General features: G+C 73.0%; 21 protein-coding genes and 1 pseudogene. 15 read left to right on the plus strand and 7 right to left on the minus strand.

Annotated elements, in window-relative coordinates; all coding sequences use genetic code 11:
• From ABT381_RS28205 to ABT381_RS28230, 6 genes and pseudogenes are all read left to right on the plus strand, one after another.
• Nucleotides 1-1,244: pseudogene (locus ABT381_RS28205) on the plus strand (hypothetical protein); the annotation flags it as partial.
• Between the two features lie 129 nt (nt 1,245-1,373).
• Complete coding sequence (locus ABT381_RS28210; RefSeq protein ID WP_351599390.1) at nt 1,374-2,351, plus strand: ABC transporter ATP-binding protein; 978 nt, start codon at nt 1,374-1,376, stop codon at nt 2,349-2,351.
• Entirely contained in the window at nt 2,348-3,085 is a 738-nt protein-coding gene (locus ABT381_RS28215) for an ABC transporter permease (RefSeq protein ID WP_351599391.1), read from the plus strand. Before ABT381_RS28210 ends, ABT381_RS28215 begins: the two co-directional genes overlap by 4 nt.
• Nucleotides 3,086-3,240: 155 nt before the next feature.
• Nucleotides 3,241-4,494, plus strand: coding sequence for a sensor histidine kinase (locus ABT381_RS28220; protein WP_351599392.1), 1,254 nt, complete (start codon nt 3,241-3,243; stop codon nt 4,492-4,494).
• 180 nt (nt 4,495-4,674) lie between these two features.
• Nucleotides 4,675-5,280, plus strand: a complete 606-nt coding sequence (locus ABT381_RS28225; RefSeq protein ID WP_351599393.1) for a response regulator transcription factor — start codon at nt 4,675-4,677, stop codon at nt 5,278-5,280.
• Nucleotides 5,281-5,356: 76 nt separating this feature from the next.
• Nucleotides 5,357-6,571: a PP2C family protein-serine/threonine phosphatase gene (locus tag ABT381_RS28230; RefSeq protein ID WP_351599394.1), complete on the plus strand. Its 1,215-nt coding sequence runs from the start codon at nt 5,357-5,359 to the stop codon at nt 6,569-6,571.
• Between the two features lie 123 nt (nt 6,572-6,694).
• On the opposite strand, the gene ABT381_RS28235 is transcribed toward ABT381_RS28230, so the two are convergent.
• Both ABT381_RS28235 and ABT381_RS28240 read right to left on the minus strand, forming a co-directional pair.
• Nucleotides 6,695-7,549, minus strand: a complete 855-nt coding sequence (locus ABT381_RS28235) for a transglutaminase-like and tetratricopeptide repeat-containing protein (RefSeq protein ID WP_351599395.1) — start codon at nt 7,547-7,549, stop codon at nt 6,695-6,697.
• A gap of 17 nt (nt 7,550-7,566) precedes the next feature.
• Nucleotides 7,567-8,574, minus strand: coding sequence for a GNAT family N-acetyltransferase (locus ABT381_RS28240; RefSeq protein ID WP_351599396.1), 1,008 nt, complete (start codon nt 8,572-8,574; stop codon nt 7,567-7,569).
• A 141-nt stretch (nt 8,575-8,715) separates the two neighbouring features.
• Here ABT381_RS28240 and fdxA point away from each other — a divergent pair, with 141 nt between their 5' ends.
• Nucleotides 8,716-9,036, plus strand: a complete 321-nt coding sequence (gene fdxA / locus ABT381_RS28245; RefSeq protein ID WP_030264070.1) for a ferredoxin — start codon at nt 8,716-8,718, stop codon at nt 9,034-9,036.
• Nucleotides 9,037-9,127: 91 nt separating this feature from the next.
• Nucleotides 9,128-10,225 (plus strand): succinyldiaminopimelate transaminase, encoded by a 1,098-nt coding sequence (dapC, locus tag ABT381_RS28250; RefSeq protein ID WP_351599397.1) that lies wholly within the window; start codon nt 9,128-9,130, stop codon nt 10,223-10,225.
• Nucleotides 10,226-10,299: 74 nt separating this feature from the next.
• Here dapC and ABT381_RS28255 read toward each other — a convergent pair whose 3' ends face one another.
• Both ABT381_RS28255 and ABT381_RS28260 read right to left on the minus strand, forming a co-directional pair.
• Nucleotides 10,300-10,815 (minus strand): ATP-binding protein, encoded by a 516-nt coding sequence (locus ABT381_RS28255; protein ID WP_351599398.1) that lies wholly within the window; start codon nt 10,813-10,815, stop codon nt 10,300-10,302.
• Nucleotides 10,816-11,138: 323 nt separating this feature from the next.
• Nucleotides 11,139-12,059, minus strand: coding sequence for a VldE C-terminal domain-containing protein (locus ABT381_RS28260; protein ID WP_351599399.1), 921 nt, complete (start codon nt 12,057-12,059; stop codon nt 11,139-11,141).
• Between the two features lie 103 nt (nt 12,060-12,162).
• Here ABT381_RS28260 and dapE point away from each other — a divergent pair, with 103 nt between their 5' ends.
• Both dapE and ABT381_RS28270 read left to right on the plus strand, forming a co-directional pair.
• Nucleotides 12,163-13,254, plus strand: a complete 1,092-nt coding sequence (gene dapE / locus ABT381_RS28265) for a succinyl-diaminopimelate desuccinylase (protein ID WP_351599400.1) — start codon at nt 12,163-12,165, stop codon at nt 13,252-13,254.
• 207 nt (nt 13,255-13,461) lie between these two features.
• Nucleotides 13,462-14,241: an LOG family protein gene (locus ABT381_RS28270; protein WP_351599401.1), complete on the plus strand. Its 780-nt coding sequence runs from the start codon at nt 13,462-13,464 to the stop codon at nt 14,239-14,241.
• Between the two features lie 62 nt (nt 14,242-14,303).
• Here ABT381_RS28270 and folP read toward each other — a convergent pair whose 3' ends face one another.
• Complete coding sequence (gene folP, locus ABT381_RS28275) at nt 14,304-15,164, minus strand: dihydropteroate synthase (protein ID WP_351599402.1); 861 nt, start codon at nt 15,162-15,164, stop codon at nt 14,304-14,306.
• Between the two features lie 93 nt (nt 15,165-15,257).
• Between folP and ABT381_RS28280 the strand changes: the two genes are divergently transcribed.
• Entirely contained in the window at nt 15,258-15,683 is a 426-nt protein-coding gene (locus ABT381_RS28280; RefSeq protein WP_351599403.1) for a DivIVA domain-containing protein, read from the plus strand.
• A complete protein-coding gene (locus ABT381_RS28285; protein ID WP_351599404.1) occupies nt 15,680-16,291 on the plus strand; it encodes a DNA-3-methyladenine glycosylase I in 612 nt (203 codons plus the stop codon). Before ABT381_RS28280 ends, ABT381_RS28285 begins: the two co-directional genes overlap by 4 nt.
• 73 nt (nt 16,292-16,364) lie before the next feature.
• On the opposite strand, the gene chcB is transcribed toward ABT381_RS28285, so the two are convergent.
• Nucleotides 16,365-17,165, minus strand: a complete 801-nt coding sequence (gene chcB / locus ABT381_RS28290) for a 2-cyclohexenylcarbonyl CoA isomerase (RefSeq protein WP_351599405.1) — start codon at nt 17,163-17,165, stop codon at nt 16,365-16,367.
• A gap of 328 nt (nt 17,166-17,493) precedes the next feature.
• Between chcB and ABT381_RS28295 the strand changes: the two genes are divergently transcribed.
• A complete protein-coding gene (locus tag ABT381_RS28295; RefSeq protein ID WP_107054016.1) occupies nt 17,494-17,661 on the plus strand; it encodes a DUF3117 domain-containing protein in 168 nt (55 codons plus the stop codon).
• Between the two features lie 230 nt (nt 17,662-17,891).
• Here the strand turns inward: ABT381_RS28295 and ABT381_RS28300 are convergent, their stop codons facing one another.
• A complete protein-coding gene (locus tag ABT381_RS28300; protein ID WP_351599406.1) occupies nt 17,892-18,575 on the minus strand; it encodes an O-methyltransferase in 684 nt (227 codons plus the stop codon).
• 153 nt (nt 18,576-18,728) lie between these two features.
• Here ABT381_RS28300 and sigE point away from each other — a divergent pair, with 153 nt between their 5' ends.
• Nucleotides 18,729-19,508: an RNA polymerase sigma factor SigE gene (gene sigE / locus ABT381_RS28305; protein WP_351599407.1), complete on the plus strand. Its 780-nt coding sequence runs from the start codon at nt 18,729-18,731 to the stop codon at nt 19,506-19,508.
• On the plus strand, nt 19,505-19,960 hold a 456-nt coding region (locus tag ABT381_RS28310; RefSeq protein WP_351599408.1), incomplete at its 3' end, for an anti-sigma factor family protein. The genes sigE and ABT381_RS28310, both read left to right, overlap by 4 nt.

The raw sequence follows: 19,960 nt of genomic DNA on the forward strand, positions 1-19,960 counted from the left end.
CGCTCACCGGCGGCGCGACCCCGCCGCCCCGGAGCGATGACACCGCTGAGCTGACCCCGCAGCCGGGCCCGTCCGCGGGCGCCGTGGGGCCGGTCACCGGCACGGACGGCCGCACCTCCAGCGACACGCTCGTCAGCGGCATCCCCACGGTGTCCGCCGACGGCGCGGCGCCGAAGGGAGGCGCTTCGAAGGGAGCCGCTTCGAAGGGCGCGGGCCACCCGGGCCCCTCCGACGCGTCCGCGGCGCCGAAGCCCCCGCAGCGCGCGAAGATCCCCGAGCCGATCAACCCGCGCAAGAAGGGCCGCAACAAGCTCGTCCTCGCGCTCGGCGGCATCGTCGTGCTCGCGGGCGTCGCCTACGGAGCCGGGCTGCTGCTGGACCACTCCGACGTGCCAGGCGGCACCACCGCGCTCGGCGTGGACATCGGCGGCACGACCAAGGAACAGGCCGTCGAGAAGCTCGACGCGGCCCTGAAGGACACCAGGACAGCGCCGCTGAAGCTGACCGTCGACGGACAGCCGCAGACCCTGCTGCCCGCCAAGGCGGGCCTGGACATCGACACCCAGGCCACCGTCCGGGGCGCGGCGGGCCGCGACTACAACCCGGTCTCGGTCATCGGCTCGCTCTTCGGCGGCGCCCGTACGGCCGAGCCCTCGATGATCGTCGACGACGAGAAGCTGGACATCGCCCTGAAGGCGGTGGCGGGCGAGCAGGGCGCGGCCAAGGACGGTGGCATAGTGTTCGCCGCCGGCAAGGCCGTCCCGCACTACGGCAAGCCGTACAAGTCGATCGACGTCGCGGCCGCCAAGCAGGAGGTCACGCAGGCGTACCAGGACCGGCTCGCCGGCACCGAGGGGCAGCCCGTCGCCCTGAAGACCAGCATGCAGCGGCCGACGGTCCCGGACGCCGAGGTGAACCGCGCCCTGAAGGAGTTCGCCAAGCCGGCGATGTCCGGGCTGATCACGGTGCGGACGGACGCCCAGCACACGGTGTCCTTCAGCCCCGAGAAGTCGATCCCGAAGTTCCTCTCCATGAAGCCCGTCAACGGCAAACTGGTGGAGTACTACGACCGGCCCGCCCTGAAGTCCCTCTACGGCGACACCTTCAAGGGCGTCATGGTCACCAAGGGCGACGGCTCGAAGAAGCCGGTCAGCGTCGAGGAGGTCGCGGGCGCCGTCAGCCAGGCGCTGCGCGGCGCCACCCCGGCCCAGCGGGTCGTCACCATCCCGACGAACCCGAGCTGACCCGCGGCGACGACGACGGAGACAGCCCCCACGGCACGCCCGTGGGGGCTGTCCCATGACATCTGTCATCCCGGACCCACGACACACGGCACTGCCGCGGCGACGGGTCGGTCGGCCACGCTGGATGCCATGACGACCACAGCAACCACCGCAGCCGCCACCGGCCACAGCGCCGGCCGGCCGCCCGTGGTCAGTTTCACGGGGGTCAGCAAGAGTTACGGCCGCGTCCGCGCCGTCTCCGACCTCACCCTGGAGCTGCACCCGGGCGAGACCGTCGCCCTCCTCGGGCCGAACGGCGCCGGCAAGTCCACCACCCTCGACCTCCTCCTCGGCCTCCGCGGCCCCGACACCGGATCGGTGTCCCTCTTCGGCACCGGCCCGCAGCAGGCCATCGCCGCCGGCAAGGTCGGCGCCATGCTGCAGAGCGGCGGCCTCATGGAGGGCGTCACCGTCCGCGAGCTGGTCGGGCTCGCCTGCGACCTGCACCCCGCCGCGCACCCCGTCGACCAGGTCATGGCCACCGCGGGGCTCACCGCCATCGCCGACCGCCTGGTCGACAAGCTCTCCGGCGGCCAGGAGCAGCGGGTCCGCTTCGCGCTGGCCACCGCCGGCGCCAGCGAGCTGATCGTGCTGGACGAGCCGACCACCGGCATGGACGTCTCCGCGCGGCAGACGTTCTGGGGCGCCATGCGCGAGCAGGCGAGCCAGGGCCGCACGGTGCTGTTCGCCACCCACTACCTCGAAGAGGCCGACGAGATCGCCGACCGGGTGATCGTGCTGCACCGCGGCCGGGTGCTCGCCGACGGCACCGCCGCCGAGATCAAGGCGCGCGCCGGGGCCCGCCGGATCAGCTTCGACCTCGACGGGCCGGCCGACCGGGACGCGCTGCGCGGCCTGCCGTCCCTCACCGCCCTGGAGACCTCCGGGCGCACGGTGCGCCTCCAGTCCGCCGACGCCGACGCGACGGTCCACGCGCTGTACGGCCTCGGGCTGTATCCGCGCAATCTGGAGGTCACCGGGCTCGGCCTGGAGCAGGCGTTCATCGCGATCACCACGGCTTCCGACGCACGCGCGGACGCCGGCACGCCCGAGGAGTCCGCACGATGACCACCCTGATCACGCTGGAGATCCGCCGCACCCTGCGGAACAAGAAGTTCATGTTCTTCTCGGTGCTCTACCCACCGGTGCTGTACTTGATCATCGCCGGCGGCGCCGACAGCAAGCCGCTCCCCGGCACGACGCTGAACATGGGCATGTACTACATGGTGGCCATGGCCGCGTTCGGCGCCATGACCGCCGTTCTGCTCGGCAGCAGCGAGCGGATAGCCAAGGAGCGCGAGCAGGGCTGGGTGCGGCAGCTGCGGCTGACCGCGCTGCCCGGCCGCGGCTACGTCACCGCGAAGATCGCCGCCGCGGCCACCGTCAGCCTGCCCTCCATCGTCCTCGTCCTGATCATCGGCGCCGTGGTCAAGGGCGTCCGCCTGGAGGCGTGGCAGTGGGCCGCCATCGCGATCGGCACCTGGCTCGGCAGCTTCGTCTTCGCCGCGCTCGGCGTCGCCATCGGCTACCTCGCCACCGGTGACGCGGTCCGGCCGATATCGATGCTGGTCTACTTCGTGCTGTCCTTCGCCGGCGGCCTGTGGATGCCGCTGACCATCCTTCCCCAGTGGGTGCAGAACATCGCGGAGTGGATACCGACCCACGCATACGCGGCGCTGGGCACGGCCGTCGAGGGCGGCAGCGCGCCGCACGCCAAGGACGTCGCCATCCTGGTGGGGTACCTGCTGATATTCGCCGGCCTGGCGGCCTGGCTGTACCGCAAGGACACTCGGAAGGCGTGAGGGCGGCGGGATGCCGGTGAGGAAAGTACGCGGGCGTCGGTGCGGAGGGCCCCGGGCGCGGGTGAGGAGAGAGAAGGCATGAGGGCGTGGAAGCGGACGGGATGACGCGGGCCGGCGGGCGGCCCGGGGCAGCGGGGCAGGCGCCCCGTTTCTCCGTGACCATCGGCCAGGCCCCGGTCACCCGCCGCGAGGCACTCGCGAAGGCCGTGTGGGTGCTGGTCTGGCTGGCCTACCTGGGCGGCCCGGTGGGCCAGCTGGCCGGCGGCCGGATGACCGTTCCCCAGCGGACCTTCGGCATCCTCGGACTGCTCGCCTTCTGCGGCGTCTACTGCTTCCTGCTCTTCCGCAAGCTCATGCACGGCAGGCTCACCCGCGGCGGGCCGGTCCACGACGAGCTGCCGCCGCGCCTGCAGTACGCGGCGCTGGCGGTGCTCGCGGCGCTCGCCGTGCCGCTGGCGCTCTGGCTCGGCCCGAACTGGCTGGTGCTCTTCGCGTACGTCGGGATGGCCTGCGCCGCGGTGCTGCCGTGGAAGTGGTCCCGCTGGGCCGTCCCCGCGGTCACCGCCGTGATCGTGCTGATCGGCTGGCGCTGGGGGAACATCCGCGTCTACCTGGCCGGTTACGCCCTTCCGGCGCTGCTCGGCGGGTTCGCGATGGTCGGCATCCAGCAGCTGATCCGTACGACGAACGAGCTGCGGGAGGCGCGGGAGGAGGTGGCCCGGCTCGCCGCCGAGGAGGAGCGGCTGCGGCTCGCCCGCGATCTGCACGACCTCCTCGGGCACTCGCTCTCCCTGATCACGCTCAAGAGCGAGCTGGCGGGCCGGATGCTGCCGGACCGGCCCGACGACGCGGCCCGCCAGGTCGCCGACATCGAGCAGGTCGGCCGGCAGGCGCTGGTGGACGTCCGCGAGGCGGTCACCGGCTTCCGCCGCCCCCGGCTCGCCGTCGAACTGGCCGGGGCCCGCGCCGCGCTCCGTACGGCCGGGATCACCGCGGAGGTCGACCCGGCCCTGGAGGAGTTCCGCGACCGGGCCCGGGGCCGGGCCGACGGGCCGTCCCCGAGCCCGGACGCGGAGGGCGCGCTCGCCTGGGCGCTGCGCGAGGCGGTCACCAACGTCGTACGGCACAGCGGCGCGGGCCGGTGCGAGCTGCTGCTGAGCGAGGAGTGGGAGGCGGACGAGCGGCGTCTGCTGTGCCTGACCGTGCTGGACGACGGCGTCGGCCCGCCGCGCGCCCTCGCCCACGGGAACGGCCTGCGCGGCCTCCACGAGCGCCTCGCCCCGGCCGACGGCCGACTGGAAACGGGCCCGTCCCCCCACGGCAACGGCTTCGCCCTCCGGGCGTACGTACCACTGGGGCCACAGCCGGCCAAGGCGCCGCACGAGAGCGGGCAGGAGCCCAGCCGGTAGGCCATGCCCAGCCGGTGGGACGGGTACGGCCGGTGGGACGGGCACGGCCGGTGGGACGGGTACGGCCGGTGGGGCGGTACGGCCCGTTGGAGGGGGTGAGGGGAGGGGGAGGGGCGGGGGCGGGGGGAGAGAAGGGCCGAGGCGGGCGCCCGGCCTCGAAAGCGCCGATATGGTGCAGGCATGATCAGAGTGCTGCTCGCCGAGGACCAGTCGATGGTCCGGGAAGCGCTGGCCGCGCTGCTGGGGCTGGAGCCGGACCTGGAGGTGGTCGCGCAGGCCGCGCGCGGGGACGAGGTCGTCGGTGCGGCCAGGGAGCACGCCGTGGACGTGGCGCTGCTGGACATCGAGATGCCCGGCATGACCGGCCTGGACGCCGCGGCGGAGCTGCGCGCCGCGCTCCCCGACGTCAGGATCGTCATCCTGACCACCTTCGGCAGGCCCGGGTACCTGCGCCGCGCGATGGAGTCCGGCGCGGACGCCTTCCTGGTCAAGGACGCCCCCGCGGCCCGGCTCGCGGACGCGGTGCGCGGCGTGCTGCGCGGCGAGCGGATCATCGACCCGGCGCTGGCCGCAGCCGCCCTCGCCGACGGCGCGAGCCCGCTCACCGACCGGGAGAGCGACGTGCTGCGTGCCGCGGCCGGCGGCACCACGAACGCCGAGATCGCGCAGGCGCTGCACCTCTCCCAGGGCACCGTCCGCAACTACCTCTCCACCGCCATCCAGAAGACCGGCGCCCGCAACCGCGCCGAGGCCGCCCGCACGGCCCGCGACAAGGGCTGGCTCTAGCGCGCCGCACCGCGCCCGTAGACGGGACCTTCGCCCCTGTAGGGCGGCGGTCGGCGGGCGCATGCTGGACAGTGCTATGCCTTTCACGCGTCTGAAGCACTCCGGCCGCCGGAGAGCACTGCTCCTGATCGCCGTGGTGGTCCTGCTCGCGCTGGCGGACTGGGCCACGGGCCCGCAGGTGCGCATCATCTCCTTCGCCGGTGTCGTGCCCATGTTCGCCGCGCTGCGCTGCTCCGCCCGCTGGACCGCCGCGGTGACGGTCACGTTCGTCGCCGCGAGCGCCTGGATCTACTCGCTCAACTTCGTCGACTGGACCGTGTCCGGCTCCCTCGTGGGGATCGTCGGCACTCTCGTGGTCGCCGCGTTCGCCCTGGGGCTGTGCCACAACCGGCGGCGGCGCGACGAGGTGTACTCCCGTACCCGGCTGGTCGCCGACGAGGTGCAGCGGGCCATGCTGCACGAACTGCCGCTGCGCGCCGGTCCGTACGGCGTCGCGGGCTTCTACGTCTCCGCCCTGGAGGGCGCCCGGGTCGGCGGCGACATCTACGAGGCGGTCGAGACGCCGTACGGCACCCGCCTGGTCATCGGTGACGTGCAGGGCAAGGGCATGCCCGCGATCGGCGCCGGCCACGAAGCGCTGGCGTCCTTCCGCGAGGCCGCGCACTACGAAGAGACGCTGGAGGGGGTCGCCGAACGCATGGAGGCGTCCCTGAAGCGCCACAACGCCCGTGCGGTCGCGCAGGGCGGCAAGGAGCGCTTCGTGACGGCGCTGCTCATGGAGGTCAGCCCCGAGGGACGCGGCCGCTCGCTGTCCTGCGGCCACATCCCGTACTACGTCGTCCGCGGCGACTCTCTCACCGAGCGCGACGAGGGCCACTGGCTGCCGCTCGGCCTGGGCGACCTGACCGGCGAACGGCGCCGGGCCTACGGCACGTGGCCGCTGGACGAGGACTGGGCCGTGCTGTGCACCGACGGCGTGACCGAGGCACGCGGCCGGGACGGCACGTTCTACCCGCTGAGCGAGCGGCTGGCCGGCTGGACCGGGCTCGGCCCGGCCGAGCTGGCGACGGCCCTCCGCGCCGACCTGGAGGACTTCACGGGCGGGGTGCTGAGGGACGACGCGACGGTACTGGTCGTCCGGCGCAGCCCGGACAGCGCCCCGCTGCGGCCGGCGGCGGGCGCCCCGGAGGCCGGCCGCGCACATGCCCGGACGGACACCCCGGCGGCCCCGGCCCGTACGGTCGGCCGACGCACCCGTACGGTCGGCCGACGCACCCGTACGGTCGGCTGACGCACCCGCACCGGGCGCAGCCCCGCGCCCGGCCCGCGCCGCTCTCCCCGCGCCGATCGCCCGTATCACTCTCACCGCGTCGCCCCGCACCGACCTCCTCGCGCCGATCTCCCCGTGCCGCCCTCAGTTCAGCATCGCCCGGGCCGCCGCCGCCTGTCGGCGGACCGTTTCGGCGGCCGTCGGGTCCACCGTCTCCACCACCGTCGCGTACTCCTCCAGCTCCGCCGCGCCGCGCAGGAAGTCGCCCCGTTCCACCAGCACCTTGGCGTGCTCGTGCCGCAGCCGCGCCGGATGGCTCGGCAGCAGCAGCGACAGCTCGATCGCCCACAGCCGTACGTCGCTGCGCTCGGGGCGGGCCGCCGCCCAGGCCCTGATGTTGTTCAGGATGCGCAGCACGGTCTCCAGGGGGTCGGCGGGCGCCAGCATCTGCGGCGTCAGCGGCTCGCCGGTCGCGCCCGCCACCAGCAGCCCGGCGTCCTCGTCGGTCAGGACGCGCCCGCCGTCGAACGGGTCCACCAGCACGTGTGCGCCGTACGGGTCGCCGAACCCGACGACGTAGTGCCCGGGCAGCGCCACGCCGTACACCGGTGCCCCGGCCCGCCGCGCGACCTCCGTCCACACCACGGACAGCAGGATCGGCAGCCCGCGGCGGCGCCGCAGTACCTCGTGGAGCAGCGAGGACTCCAGCCGCTGGTAGTCGGCGGGCAGGCCGTGGAAGCCGCAGCGGTGGCCGAGCAGCTCGGCGACGTTACGGGCCCAGGCGCGTGGCCCACCGGCCGGCTGGTACGGCAGCAGCCCTGCCAGCCGGTCCAGCTCGATCTGCGTGGCGTCCAGGGCGTGCTCGTCCAGCCCCGGATCGGCCTCCGCGGCCAGCAGCAGGCACAGCAGTGACAGGTCGGGGCGCTTCTCGCGCGCGGCCGCGGCGAACCGTTCCCGCCGTGCGGCGGCGTCGCGGCCGGGTTCGGGGTCGGGGTGCATGTCAGGTCCGTACCCGTTCAGCGGGGGCCGTCCTGCGGGGCGCGCCGGTAGTGGTAGTGGTGATGGTCGGTGAAGCCGAGGCCGTCGTACAGCGCCCGGGCCCCGTCGTTGTCCGCCTCGACCTGGAGGTATGCCGCCGAGGCGCCCTCCTGAAGCGCCCGCTCGGCGAGCGCGGCCATCACCAGCGTGGCCAGGCCCTGCCGGCGGTGGTCCGGGGCGACCTCCAGGGCCGCGAAGCCCGCCCAGCGGCCGTCGACCACCACCCGCCCGATGGCGGCGGGCCCGTCCTCGCCGGGCACTGTCGCGAACCACACCGACGGCCCACCGGTCAGCACCTTCGCCGCCTCGGGCGGCGCGTCGGCGCTCCGGTTGTACACCGCCGTCCAGCCGGCGTCCGGCTCCCGGGACAGCCGCACCCGGCCGGTGTCCGCTTCGGTGTCGGCGAGCGGGGCCAGGGCCCCGACGCGTACGACCGTGTGCCGTTCGGCCGCCCAGCCACGCTGCTCCAGCTCCGCGGCGAGCAGCTCGTCACTGCCGGCCGCGCCGGTGGTCACGACGACGTACGGGGGGAGGCCGCGGGCTGCGTACCAGGCGCGGACGCGGTCCAGCGCGGCGTCCAGCGGGATCCCGGGGTCGCCGAGGGGAAGTACCGAATTGGCCCGCCGCGTGAACCCGGCGGCGGCTCGGAGAGTCCACTCCCCGAGCCGTTCCGTCTCGACAGCCGGCCAGCCGCGCGCGGCCACCTCCGTGAGCTCCCGCGCGCTCGTCGCGGGGCCTCTCCGGCGGGCGGGCGCGGCGGGCACGACCTTGCCCGCGACCAGCGTGCTCTCCATGATCCGCACCTCCTCACCGGTCCGTCGTGTGATGCTCAGCACACCATCGTCCCACGATGTGAGAACGCCGACCGTGTCGGTGAATCGCTCCGTGGACGTGCCGGGCTCGGCCAGCCTGCGTACCGATACCCTTTTCCCCACGTCAGCAGGGGTGATGGCGACCTCCAGTCGTCCGCCCGTGGTGAATTCCACAGCTGTGCCCGCCCCTCTTGTTCGTCTCGTGCCCGGGACCGGAGATACTAGGTGCGGGCATCGACGACGCCGCGCTCCCGCGCGCCCTGAGGCGGCCGCCCCAAAGACGGTCCGCCGGCCCTAACGAGGAGGAACGACAGCGTGACCTACGTCATCGCGCAGCCTTGTGTCGACGTCAAGGACAAGGCGTGCATCGAGGAGTGCCCGGTCGACTGCATCTACGAGGGCTCCCGGTCCTTGTACATCCACCCGGACGAATGCGTCGACTGTGGCGCCTGTGAGCCGGTATGTCCGGTCGAGGCCATCTTCTACGAGGATGACACCCCGGAGGAGTGGAAGGACTACTACAAGGCGAACGTCGAGTTCTTCGACGAGCTGGGCTCGCCCGGTGGTGCGTCGAAGCTGGGCCTGATCGAAAAGGACCACCCCTTCATCGCCGCCCTGCCGCCGCAGAACCAGTAAGCGGCGGGCCACAGCGTCGCTCCGGTCCCGTACGGCCTGCACCGCCGTACGGGACCGAGCCGTTCCCCGACACGTACGAAAGAAGAGCAACGTGGGCGCAGTATCCGCACGCCTCCCTGTCTTTCCCTGGGACCGGCTGGAGCCCTACAAGGCGACGGCCGCCGCGCATGCCGACGGCATCGTGGACCTGTCCGTGGGGACCCCGGTCGACCCGGTGCCGCCGCTGATCCAGAAGGCGCTCGCCGACGCGTCGGACAGCCCGGGCTATCCGACCGTGTGGGGCACGCCGGCGCTGCGCGACGCGCTCACCGGCTGGGCCGGCCGCCGGCTCGGCGCGCCCGGCCTGGAGCACACCAACGTCCTGCCCGTCGTCGGCTCCAAGGAGCTGGTGGCCTGGCTGCCCACCCAGCTCGGCCTGGGCGCCGGCGACAAGGTCGGCTACCCGCGCCTGGCGTACCCGACGTACGAGGTCGGCGCGCGGCTGGCGGGCGCCGAGCCGGTCGTCTACGACGACCCCACGGAGCTGGACCCCACCGGCCTGAAGCTGCTGTGGCTCAACTCCCCGTCCAACCCCACCGGGCGGGTGCTGAGCGCCGACGAGCTGCGCCGCACGGTCGCCTGGGCCCGCGAGCACGGCGTACTGATCTTCAGCGACGAGTGCTACCTGGAGCTGGGCTGGGAGGCCGACCCGGTCTCCGTGCTGCACCCGGAGGTCAACGGCGGTTCGTACGACGGCATCGTCGCCGTGCACTCGCTCTCCAAGCGCTCCAACCTGGCGGGCTACCGCGCGGCCTTCCTCGTCGGTGACGCGGCGGTCCTCGGCGAGCTGCTGCAGATCCGCAAGCACGGCGGCATGATGGTCGCGGCGCCCGTGCAGGCCGCCACGATCGCGGCGCTGGGCGACACCGAGCACGTCGCCGAGCAGCGCGAGCGCTACGCCCGCCGCCGTACCGCGCTGCGCGCCGCCTTCGAGGCCGCGGGCTTCCGCATCGAGCACAGCGAGGCGTCGCTGTACCTGTGGGCGACCCGCGACGAGCCCTGCTGGGACACCGTCGGCGACCTCTCCAAGCGCGGCATCCTCGTGGCGCCGGGCGACTTCTACGGCCCGGCGGGGGAGCGGTTCGTGCGGATCGCGTTCACGGCCACCGATGAGCGGGTGGACGCGGCGGTCCGCCGGCTCGCCGAGTAGCGCATCGGCATCGCACGCGAAGGGGCCTCGGGAGCGACTGCTCCCGAGGCCCCTTCGCGCGTTCGGCGGGGGACTCAGCCGCCCAGGCCGCCCAGGCCGCCGAGCAGGCTCGTGACCGGCAGGCCGCCCAGGCTGTCGGTCGGCAGGCCCTTGGTCACCGGCAGCTGCCCGAGCAGCTCGCCGGCGGGCAGCTGCTCCGCGAGCGGCAGGTCCTTGGTGAGTCCCTCGGTGGGCAGCGACCGGGTGGTCTCGCCGACGGCGTCCTTGGTGTCGCCCGTGACGTGACCGGTGGTCTTCTTGGCGGTGGGGGTGAGCTTGCGCAGCGTCTCGTTGCCGGTCCGGCCGGCCTCCGGGACGGCCTCCTTCACGGCCTCACCGGCGACCGGGCCGGCGACGGCGCTGGTGTTCTCCAGGGCGTTGCCGGCGGTTTCGGTGACGCTCGACGGGTCCACCTTGGTCAGTCCACCCAGGTCGGCGGCCTTGGGCAGGTCCACGGCGCTCGCGGAGCCGGCGGCGCCGACCACGGGAGCTGCGCCCGCTGCGACCAGCAGCGCGGCCCGGGCGATCCGACGCGTAAGGGGGAGGGACATGGTGCTCCTTTGACGGAGAGGGACTTGTTCTTCTGTACAGACGTGCGGTGCCCGCCGGGCGGCGGCAGTCGACTGCCGGGCGGACGCAGTGAATACCGCGCCAGAGCCCCGAAGGTTGCGGTGCGCCCCGGTAAAGAATTGGTAACGCATCGCATTATCTGCTTCGGATGAAAGTGGGCGAAATTCGTACGTCCGGAGGAGGTGAAAGAACGTCACACCTCTTCTGCCCCAAGGAAGTTACGGGTCAGCGGCAGGGGTGAGGAAAATGCCGGGAATTGTCGACCTGGATTGACGCCATTCCCACTGTCGAGGGAATACCCGGACTACTGCGCGGTGGTGATCCGAACATCCGTCGGCGAAGTGCCGCCGGAATCGCCGGACACCTTCTGCCAGCCCTTCCCGGAATCCGCCGCGGTCCACCGGCGATCACCGTAAGAGATGCGTTCGATGCGCAACTCCGACGCGTGCGCCACCGCCCAGGCCGCCAGCTGCCAGCCGCGCTGCCGCGCCGCCGTGTCCGCGCCGGCCGTCACCGGCACCACGAGCGTCCGGCCGGCCGCCGCCCGGTCGGCCGTGACGGCCCGCGGCAGCACCTCGGGCCCGAACTCCCGCACCAGCTTCTCGCGCACCTGCGCCGTGCCGCCCGGCGCGTCCTCGGCCGGCCGGCTCTCCGCACAGCTCAGCGCCGCGGGCGCGCGCCCGGTCAGCGCGCCGGTCAGCAGCGATGCGTTCGCCTCGTGCTTGGCGTACGCCTGCGGATACCCGCTGCGCTGCACCTTCTGGGCCGCGACGGTCAGCGGCAGCCGGGAGTACCCGGGGACCTGCACCAGGTGCTTGTAGAACTCACCGGAGGCGTAGACCGGGTCCATGATCTGCTCGGCCGTGCCCCAGTCCTGGGAGGGCCGCTGCTGGAAGAGGCCGACGGAGTCGCGGTCCCCGTACTCGATGTTGCGCAGCCCCGACTCCTGCATGGCCGTCGCGAGCGCGATCGTCACCGCGCGCTCCGGCAGCCCGCGTGAGGCGCCCACGGCGGAGATCGTCGCGGCGTTCGCCGCCTGCTCCGGTGAGAGCTCGTACGGATCGCCGCCGCCCTCCGGCTGCACCGTGCAGCGCGGCGCACCGGGGCCGCCGGTCACGTACTGCACGACGAGGTACCCCGCGAGCCCGAGCAGCACGGCAAAAGCCGCGAACAGGCGTATGAGGCGCTTGCGGCGGACGGGGGCACGCTGGGGACGGCGAAGCACGCGCAATACGGTACTGGAGCGCACGGGCGGCCCCCTGCGGACCTCCGGGTGCGCACCGCCGCGCGCAACAGGGGCGCAACCGGCGACGGGTAGGGTCGGGACCATGGAACGCCCCGCGCAGACCCCCGTACTCGACCTGTCGCTCGACGCCGCGCAGCTGACCGCCGCGCTGGTGGACGTCCCGTCCGTCAGCCGGGACGAGAAAGCCCTCGCGGACGCCGTCGAGACCGCTCTGCGCGCGCTCCCGCACCTGACCGTGGACCGCGACGGCGACACCATCGTGGCCCGTACGAACCTCGGCCGCGCCGAGCGGGTCGTGCTCGCCGGCCACCTCGACACCGTGCCGATCGCGGACAACGTCCCCTCCCGGCTGGACGAGAACGGCGTCCTGTGGGGCTGCGGCACCTCCGACATGAAGTCCGGCGTCGCCGTCCAGCTGCGCGTCGCCGCCACGGTGCCCGAGCCCAACCGCGACCTGACCTTCGTGTTCTACGAGGCCGAGGAGATCGCCGCCGAGCACAACGGCCTGAAGCGGATCGCCGAAGAGCACCCGGACTGGCTGGCGGGCGACTTCGCCGTCCTCCTGGAGCCGTCCGGCAATCAGGTCGAGGGCGGCTGCCAGGGCACCCTGCGGGTCCTGCTGCGCACCGCGGGCGAGCGGGCCCACTCCGCGCGCAGCTGGATGGGGTCCAACGCCATCCACGCCGCGGCCCCGATCCTGGAGCGGCTGGCCTCGTACGAGCCGCGCCGGGCCGTCATCGACGGCCTGGAGTACCGCGAGGGCCTGAACGCCGTCCGCATCGAGGGCGGCGTCGCGGGCAACGTCATCCCGGACGAGTGCACGGTCACGGTCAACTTCCGTTACGCGCCCGACCGCAGCGGCGAGGAGGCGCTCGCCCACGTGCGCGAGGTCTTCGCGGACTGCGACATCGTCGAGTGGACGGTCGACGACCACTCCACCGCCGCGCTGCCCGGCCTCTCGCACCCCGCCGCCAAGGCGTTCATCGAGGCGGTCGGCGGTACCCCGATGCCCAAGTTCGGCTGGACGGACGTCTCCCGCTTCTCCGCGCTCGGCGTTCCGGCGGTCAACTACGGCCCCGGGGACGCCCTGCTGGCCCACAAGCGCGACGAGCACGTCGTCGCCGCGCACGTGATCCAGTGCGAGGAGCGGCTGCGGGCCTGGCTGGCCGGCTGAGCCGCGTCCCACGGGTCCGGAAATGTGGTGACCGGGGTTCCGGTGACCTGCAGTGGCCTGCGCGGGTAAGGGTTCACCGGAGCGCTGCGCGGCGGCCGGGGCCACCGTCAGACCGAATTCCGCCGCTCGTCACCTTTGTGCACATACGCTTTACCGGCAACGATCTGTCTTCCGCCCAGGCGGGAGACCCTGCGGAGGGAGCACACCATGGCCGATCCTGAGGCAGCCGAGCGCGAAACCCTGGCAGCCGAGCGCGATCAGCAGCGACTCGGCCCGGTACTGCGCCGCCGCGACCAGGTGCGAGCAGGCACCACCGATCAGCGGCTGCTGGACTCCGAAGGCCCCTCCGAGTGGGTGCACACCGACCCCTGGCGCGTGATGCGCATCCAGTCGGAGTTCGTCGAGGGCTTCGGGGCGCTCGCCGAACTGGGCCCGGCGATCAGCGTCTTCGGCTCGGCCCGCACGCCCCGTGACTCGCCCGAGTACGAGACGGGCGTCGGCCTGGGCCGGGCGCTGGTCGAGGCCGGCTTCTCGGTGATCACCGGGGGCGGCCCCGGCGCCATGGAGGCCGCCAACAGGGGCGCGAGCGAGGCGGGCGGCACGTCCGTCGGGCTGGGCATCGAGCTGCCCTTCGAACAGGGCATGAACGAGTACGTCAACCTCGGCGTGGACTTCCGGTACTTCTTCGTGCGCAAGACCTGCTTCGTGAAGTACGCGCGCGGCTTCGTCGTGCTGCCCGGCGGCCTCGGCACGCTGGACGAGCTCTTCGAAGCGCTCACCCTCGTGCAGACCCGTAAGGTCACGCGCTTCCCCATCGTGCTCTTCGGTACGGAGTACTGGGGCGGCCTGGTGGACTGGCTGCGCGGCACCCTCATCGACCAGGGCAAGGCGTCCCTGCGCGACCTGGACCTCTTCCACCTCAGCGACGACGTGGACGAGGCGGTCGCGCTGGTCACGAAGGAAGTGGGACCCGGGCCCTCCCGGTGAGGACGGCGCGGCCCCGGTGAGGCGGCGCGCGGCCCCCGGGTCCTCCGGGGCCGCGGCCCGTCTCAGGCCAGTCCGCGGCGGGTCGCCGCCGGGGGACGGTGCCCGGCGATGGAGGCCACCATGTCCAGCACCTGCCGGGTCTCGGCGACCTCGTGGACGCGGTAGACCCGGGCGCCGAGCCACGCCGAGACCGCGGTCGTGGCGAGGGTGCCCAGCACCCGCTCCTTGACCGGCTTGTCCAGCGTCTCGCCGACGAAGTCCTTGTTGGACAGCGACACCAGCACCGGCCATCCGGTGTCCGTCATCTCGCCGAGCCGGCGCGTGGCCTCCAGGCTGTGCCGGGTGTTCTTCCCGAAGTCGTGCCCCGGGTCGATCATGATCCCGTCGCGCCGTACGCCCAGCTCCACGGCGCGCTCCGCGAGCCCGACGGTGACGTCCAGGATGTCGGCCATCACGTCCTCGTACGTGGTCCGGTGCGGCCGGGTGCGCGGCTCCACGCCGCCCGCGTGCGTGCACACCAGGCCCGCGCCGTACCGGGCCGCGACCTCGGCGAGCTTCGGGTCCACGCCGCCCCACGCGTCGTTGAGCAGGTCGGCACCGGCCTCGCAGACCGCCTCGCCGACCTCGTGCCGCCAGGTGTCGACGCTGATCACCACGTCCGGGTGGCGCCTGCGGACCTCGGCCACGAAGCCGACCGTGCGCCGCGCCTCCTCCTCGGCGGTGACCTCCTCGCCGGGCCCGGCCTTGACCCCGCCGATGTCGATGATCGCCGCGCCCTCCGCGACCGCCTGCTCCACGCGGGCGAGCGCGGGCTCGTCCCGGAACGTGGCGCCCCGGTCGTAGAAGGAGTCCGGCGTACGGTTCACGATCGCCATGATCACCGGCTCGTGCACGCCGAACTCGCGATTCCCCAGCCGCAGCATTTCCCTACTCCCTCATGGTCGTCCGCCAGTGACCTTAACTGTCAGAGGCACATGGCACGATCAATGGACGACGGACAGCGTGGGGAGATGGTCGTGTTCTGGTTCTTGCTCATCGCGTTGGTCGCGGTGGTCGCCGTGGTCACGCTCGCCGTGATCGGTGGCGGTGACGGCGGCGCGCTGCGGGAGGCCGAGCCCGAGCGGCTGCACGATCCGCTGCCCGCCGACCGCCCCTGCACCCGGGCCGACGTGGAGGAGGTCCGGCTGCCGCCCGCGCTGCGCGGGTACCGCATGACGGACGTGGACGACGTACTGGACCGCCTCGGCGCCGAGCTGGCCGAGCGGGACGCCCGGATCGCCGAGCTGGAGGCGGCCCTCGCGGGGGCGCACGCGGCGGCGATGGGCGACCGGGGCCCGGTGGCGGACGCGGGCCCGGCGACGCCGGGGGAGGGCGCCGACCTGCCTGACGGGATACGGTCCGCCGACCCGCGCGAGACCCCCGAGGGCGGTGCGACCGCATGAGCGGCGTCCTGACCGAGCCGGACGGCGTGCCGCGCTGCCCCTGGGGCATGGCGGCCGAATCGATGGCGGACTACCGCACGTATCACGACACCGAGTGGGGCCGCCCGGTCCACGGGGACGACGCGCTCTTCGAGCGGATGTCCCTGGAGGCGTTCCAGTCGGGCCTGTCCTGGATCACGATCCTGCGCCGCCGGGAGGGCTTCCGCGCGGCCTTCGCGGGCTTCCGGATCGCCGAGGTTGCGCGGTTCACGGAGGAGGACGCGCAGCGACTGCTCGCCGACCCGGGCATCATCCGCAACCGCCTCAAGATCTCCGCGACGCTCGCCAACGCCCGGCTCGCCGCGCAGCTGGCGCCCGGCGAGCTGGACGCCCTGATCTGGTCGTACGCCCCGGACCGCGCGGCCCGCGCGGCGCCCCGCAGCGCCGCGGACGTCCCGCCGGTCACCCCCGAGTCGACCGCGCTCGCCAAGGACCTCAAGAAGCGCGGCTTCCGCTTCGTCGGCCCGACGACGGCGTACGCGATGATGCAGGCGTGCGGGCTGGTCAACGACCACCTGGCCGACTGCCACGTACGCGCGGAGACGGAGGCGGCGCAGACGGCGGCGTAGGCCCCCGCGCGGGGCCGGACAGGCCCGGTGCGGGGCCCGGGCCGGGCGGGCCCGGACAGGCCCCGTACGGGCGTCACCGCCCGACGAACTTCGGCTTCTCCTTCTTCACGAACGCCTCCACCGCGATCACGTGGTCCTCCGAGGCGCCGGCCCGCGTCTGCAGCTCGTCCTCCTTGGCGAGGGTCTCGGTCAGCGAGTGGTCGGTGCCGTACGCCAGCGACTCCTTGATCGCGGCGTATGCGGCGGTCGGCCCCTGCGCCAGCCGCAGCGCGAGCGCGCGGGCCTCCGAGGCCAGCTCCGCCGCCGGTACGACCTTGTTCGCGATGCCCAGCTCGTACGCCTCCTGGGCGCTGATGCTGCGCGGGAAGAGCAGCAGATCGGCGGCGCGGCCGTGGCCGATCAGCCGCGGCAGCGTCCAGGACATGCCGGAGTCGGCGGTCAGCGCGACGCCCGCGAAGGAGGTGTTGAAGGAGGCGGAGTCGGCGACGAGGCGGTAGTCCGCCGCCATCGCGAAGCCCGCGCCGGCCCCGGCCGCGACCCCGTTCACCGCCGCCACCACCGGCTTCGCCATGCCGGTGAGCGCCTCGACGATGGGGTTGTAGTGCTCGCGCACGGTGCTCATCGTGGAGCCCTCGCCGCTCGCGCGGTCCTTCTCCAGTGAGCCGATGTGCTCCTTGAGGTCCTGCCCGACGCAGAAGGCGCGGCCCGTCGCGGTCAGCAGGACGGCGCGGACGGCGGGGTCGGCCGCGGCCTCGCGCACGGCGTCACGGAGGGCGATCTTGGTCTCGGTGTCGAGCGCGTTCATCGCGTCGGGTCGGTTGAGCGTGAGCGTGGCAACGCCGTCGGTGACGTCGTAGAGCACGGTATCGGCCATGGTGGGATCCCCTCCGTCGCGGCTCGGACTGCGGAAACAAGTGCAGCCGGCGATCAGGATGCCGGAGATCATCGGCGCTGTGGTGTGACGTACATCAAAGAAAGACAGTCCACCGCGTAGTGGCAGGTGGCGCAGTATCGCAGGTGACTCCCCGAATTGGGTGGTTTTGCGAATGTACGTTGCCGAAGGGATGCCCGCTGATGTTGGTCATCGGGTCCTGCGATGCGGGATAATGACATGGAAGCAATGTGTTCGATGCCGGTGACGCGTGCCCCTCTCCAGAGGGCCGTCGGCTGACGATGAGCTGGTTTCAGGAAGGGGAACGAGCATGGCGGCCATGAAGCCGCGGACGGGCGACGGCCCGCTCGAGGTGACCAAGGAGGGGCGGGGCATCGTCATGCGCGTTCCGCTCGAAGGCGGCGGTCGGCTCGTCGTCGAGCTGACTCCGGACGAAGCCAAGGCTCTCGGCGAGGCCCTCGACAAGGTCTGCGTCTGACGCGGGCGGAGCCTCACTGAATGTCCGGCCCCGGTGGACGGTGCGTATGCGATACGCGCCCGGCCCCGGGGCCGTGTCGTACCCCGGGTGCAGCGGCGGACGGAGAAATACGCGTCCGTGTGTACGCGCGTTGACGTATCGATTCTCAGCCCTGGCGTACGCGCTCTCGCCCGCTCGCACCCTACGCACCCTTGCTCGGCGGCGGTGCAGGGGCCCTCGGCGGCGTCCCCTCAGGTGCGCTTGACCGCGCACAGCAGGCCGTCGCCCACCGGCAGCAGCGACGGCACCAGGTGCACGCTCTCGCGAATGGACCGCAGGAGCTCCCGCAGCCGCTGTATTTCCGCAGGCTGCACGCCGGAGTCGACGGTCCGGCCATCGGCGAAGATGCCCTCGAAGCAGACCACCCCGCCGGGGCGCAGCAGGCGCAACGATTCAGCGAGGTACTCGGCGTACTCCATGCGGTCGCCGTCGCAGAAGACCAGGTCATAGCCGCCGTCGGCGAGCCGCGGCAGGACCTCCAGGGCGCCGCCGGGGATGAAGCGGGCGCGGTTGCCGGCGAAGCCGGCGGCGCGGAACGCCTGCCGGGCGAACTGCTGCCGCTCCGGTTCCAGGTCGACGGTGGTCAGCACGCCGTCGGCGCGCATGCCGTGCAGGAGGTAGATGCCGGAGACGCCGGTGCCGGTGCCGATCTCCGCGACGGCCTTGGCGTCCGCGGTCGCGGCGAGCAGGCTGAGGGCCGATCCGGTGCCGGTCGAGACCGTGCGGATGCCGGCTTCCCGGGCCCGGTCGCGGGACCAGTGCAGGGCGGCGTCGGCCGTGTCGTCGATGGTCCCGGCGCCGTATGCCTCGGCGAATGCCAAGCTCGTCTGCCGGTTGCCGGTAATGGCCCTCTCCTGTCCCCGTAGTTGACGCAACCGTGACTGTATCCGCTGAGTGCGGGAACCCGCAGATGGGACCGGGCGTTGAAGGGGAACAGGGGGGATGCGCAGGTGAAGACGGAAGAGAACCGCAAGCCGGACCAAATGCAGGTCAAAACTGCTTATCCGGAGCTAACGGGTGAGGTGGATATGGTAGGGGCTCTACTGGACACCACCAGAGCCACCAGGGGAGGTGCGGCTGCGGCGGGTGACCGAAGAACGCTTCTGCGCTTTCGTAGGTCCGCCGGCGAGCCGAAATCCGTGACCAACAATGCTGACCGTGCCCGCGCGAACGACTCCGCACCCACCGCGACCTTCGCCGCCGATGCGGAATCGCAGGCGTGGACTCCGCCCAGTTGGGAGGAGATCGTCAGCACCCACAGTGCTCGTGTGTACCGCCTCGCCTACCGCCTGACGGGAAACCAGCACGATGCCGAGGACCTCACCCAGGAGGTCTTCGTCCGCGTCTTCCGTTCGCTCTCGACGTACACCCCCGGGACGTTCGAGGGCTGGCTGCACCGCATCACGACCAATCTCTTCCTGGACATGGTCCGCCGCCGGCAGCGGATCCGCTTCGACGCGCTGGGCGACGACGCCGCCGAGCGGCTGCCCAGCCGCGAGCCGTCGCCGCAGCAGCACTTCAACGACACCCACTTCGACGCCGACGTGCAGCAGGCGCTGGACACCCTCGCGCCCGAGTTCCGCGCCGCCGTCGTCCTGTGCGACATCGAGGGCCTGTCGTACGAGGAGATCGCCGCGACCCTCGGCGTGAAGCTCGGCACGGTCCGCAGCCGTATCCACCGCGGCCGCTCCCACCTGCGCAAGGCGCTCAAGCACCGCTCCCCGGCGGCGCGCGCCGAGGAGCGGGAGCGCGAGCAGCGGCAGCGCGCGTTCGCGCCCCTGACGACAGGGGAGGTCGGAATCGCGTGAGCGGTAGCGGCGGTCAGTCCCCCGCTGAGCAGCATCTCGGCGACCGCCTCGCGGCTCTGGTCGACGGGGAGTTGGGGCACGATCAGCGTGAGCGGGTGCTCGCGCACCTCGCCACGTGCGGGAAGTGCAAGGCCGAGGCGGACGCCCAGCGGGAGCTGAAGAACGTCTTCGCCGGAATGGCTCCGCCGGGGCCCTCCGAAGGGCTGCTGGCCCGGCTCCAGGGGCTGCCCGGGGGTGATCCCGGCGCGCCCGCCGGCCGGCTCGGTGAGGGCGGCCTCGGGCGCGGTGCGTTCGGCCGGGGCGGACTGGACGGCGGCGGCTTCGGCCGCGGCGGCATGTCCTTCGCGTACGCGCCCTCGGGCGCGCACGCGGTTCCGGGGATGCTCCCGCAGCGGGCGGAGCGCGGCTTCCCGGTGCACGGGCGGGCCGGCGCGCGGCCGGGCGCGGGTGCC

Source organism: Streptomyces sp. NPDC000151, from assembly GCF_040301705.1.
GTDB lineage: Bacteria > Actinomycetota > Actinomycetes > Streptomycetales > Streptomycetaceae > Streptomyces.

What these genes read in the sequence shown, in the direction of transcription:
- ABT381_RS28295 (WP_107054016.1), top strand. Translation starts at nt 17,494, where the DNA reads ATGGCGGCCATGAAGCCGCGGACGGGCGACGGCCCGCTCGAGGTGACC.
- ABT381_RS28270 (WP_351599401.1), top strand. Translation starts at nt 13,462, where the DNA reads ATGGCCGATCCTGAGGCAGCCGAGCGCGAAACCCTGGCAGCCGAGCGC.
- sigE (WP_351599407.1), top strand. Translation starts at nt 18,729, where the DNA reads ATGGTAGGGGCTCTACTGGACACCACCAGAGCCACCAGGGGAGGTGCG.
- chcB (WP_351599405.1), bottom strand. Translation starts at nt 17,165, where the DNA reads ATGGCCGATACCGTGCTCTACGACGTCACCGACGGCGTTGCCACGCTC.
- ABT381_RS28230 (WP_351599394.1), top strand. Translation starts at nt 5,357, where the DNA reads ATGCCTTTCACGCGTCTGAAGCACTCCGGCCGCCGGAGAGCACTGCTC.
- dapE (WP_351599400.1), top strand. Translation starts at nt 12,163, where the DNA reads ATGGAACGCCCCGCGCAGACCCCCGTACTCGACCTGTCGCTCGACGCC.
- ABT381_RS28225 (WP_351599393.1), top strand. Translation starts at nt 4,675, where the DNA reads ATGATCAGAGTGCTGCTCGCCGAGGACCAGTCGATGGTCCGGGAAGCG.
- folP (WP_351599402.1), bottom strand. Translation starts at nt 15,164, where the DNA reads ATGCTGCGGCTGGGGAATCGCGAGTTCGGCGTGCACGAGCCGGTGATC.
- ABT381_RS28285 (WP_351599404.1), top strand. Translation starts at nt 15,680, where the DNA reads ATGAGCGGCGTCCTGACCGAGCCGGACGGCGTGCCGCGCTGCCCCTGG.
- ABT381_RS28255 (WP_351599398.1), bottom strand. Translation starts at nt 10,815, where the DNA reads ATGTCCCTCCCCCTTACGCGTCGGATCGCCCGGGCCGCGCTGCTGGTC.
- ABT381_RS28235 (WP_351599395.1), bottom strand. Translation starts at nt 7,549, where the DNA reads ATGCACCCCGACCCCGAACCCGGCCGCGACGCCGCCGCACGGCGGGAA.
- ABT381_RS28210 (WP_351599390.1), top strand. Translation starts at nt 1,374, where the DNA reads ATGACGACCACAGCAACCACCGCAGCCGCCACCGGCCACAGCGCCGGC.
- ABT381_RS28215 (WP_351599391.1), top strand. Translation starts at nt 2,348, where the DNA reads ATGACCACCCTGATCACGCTGGAGATCCGCCGCACCCTGCGGAACAAG.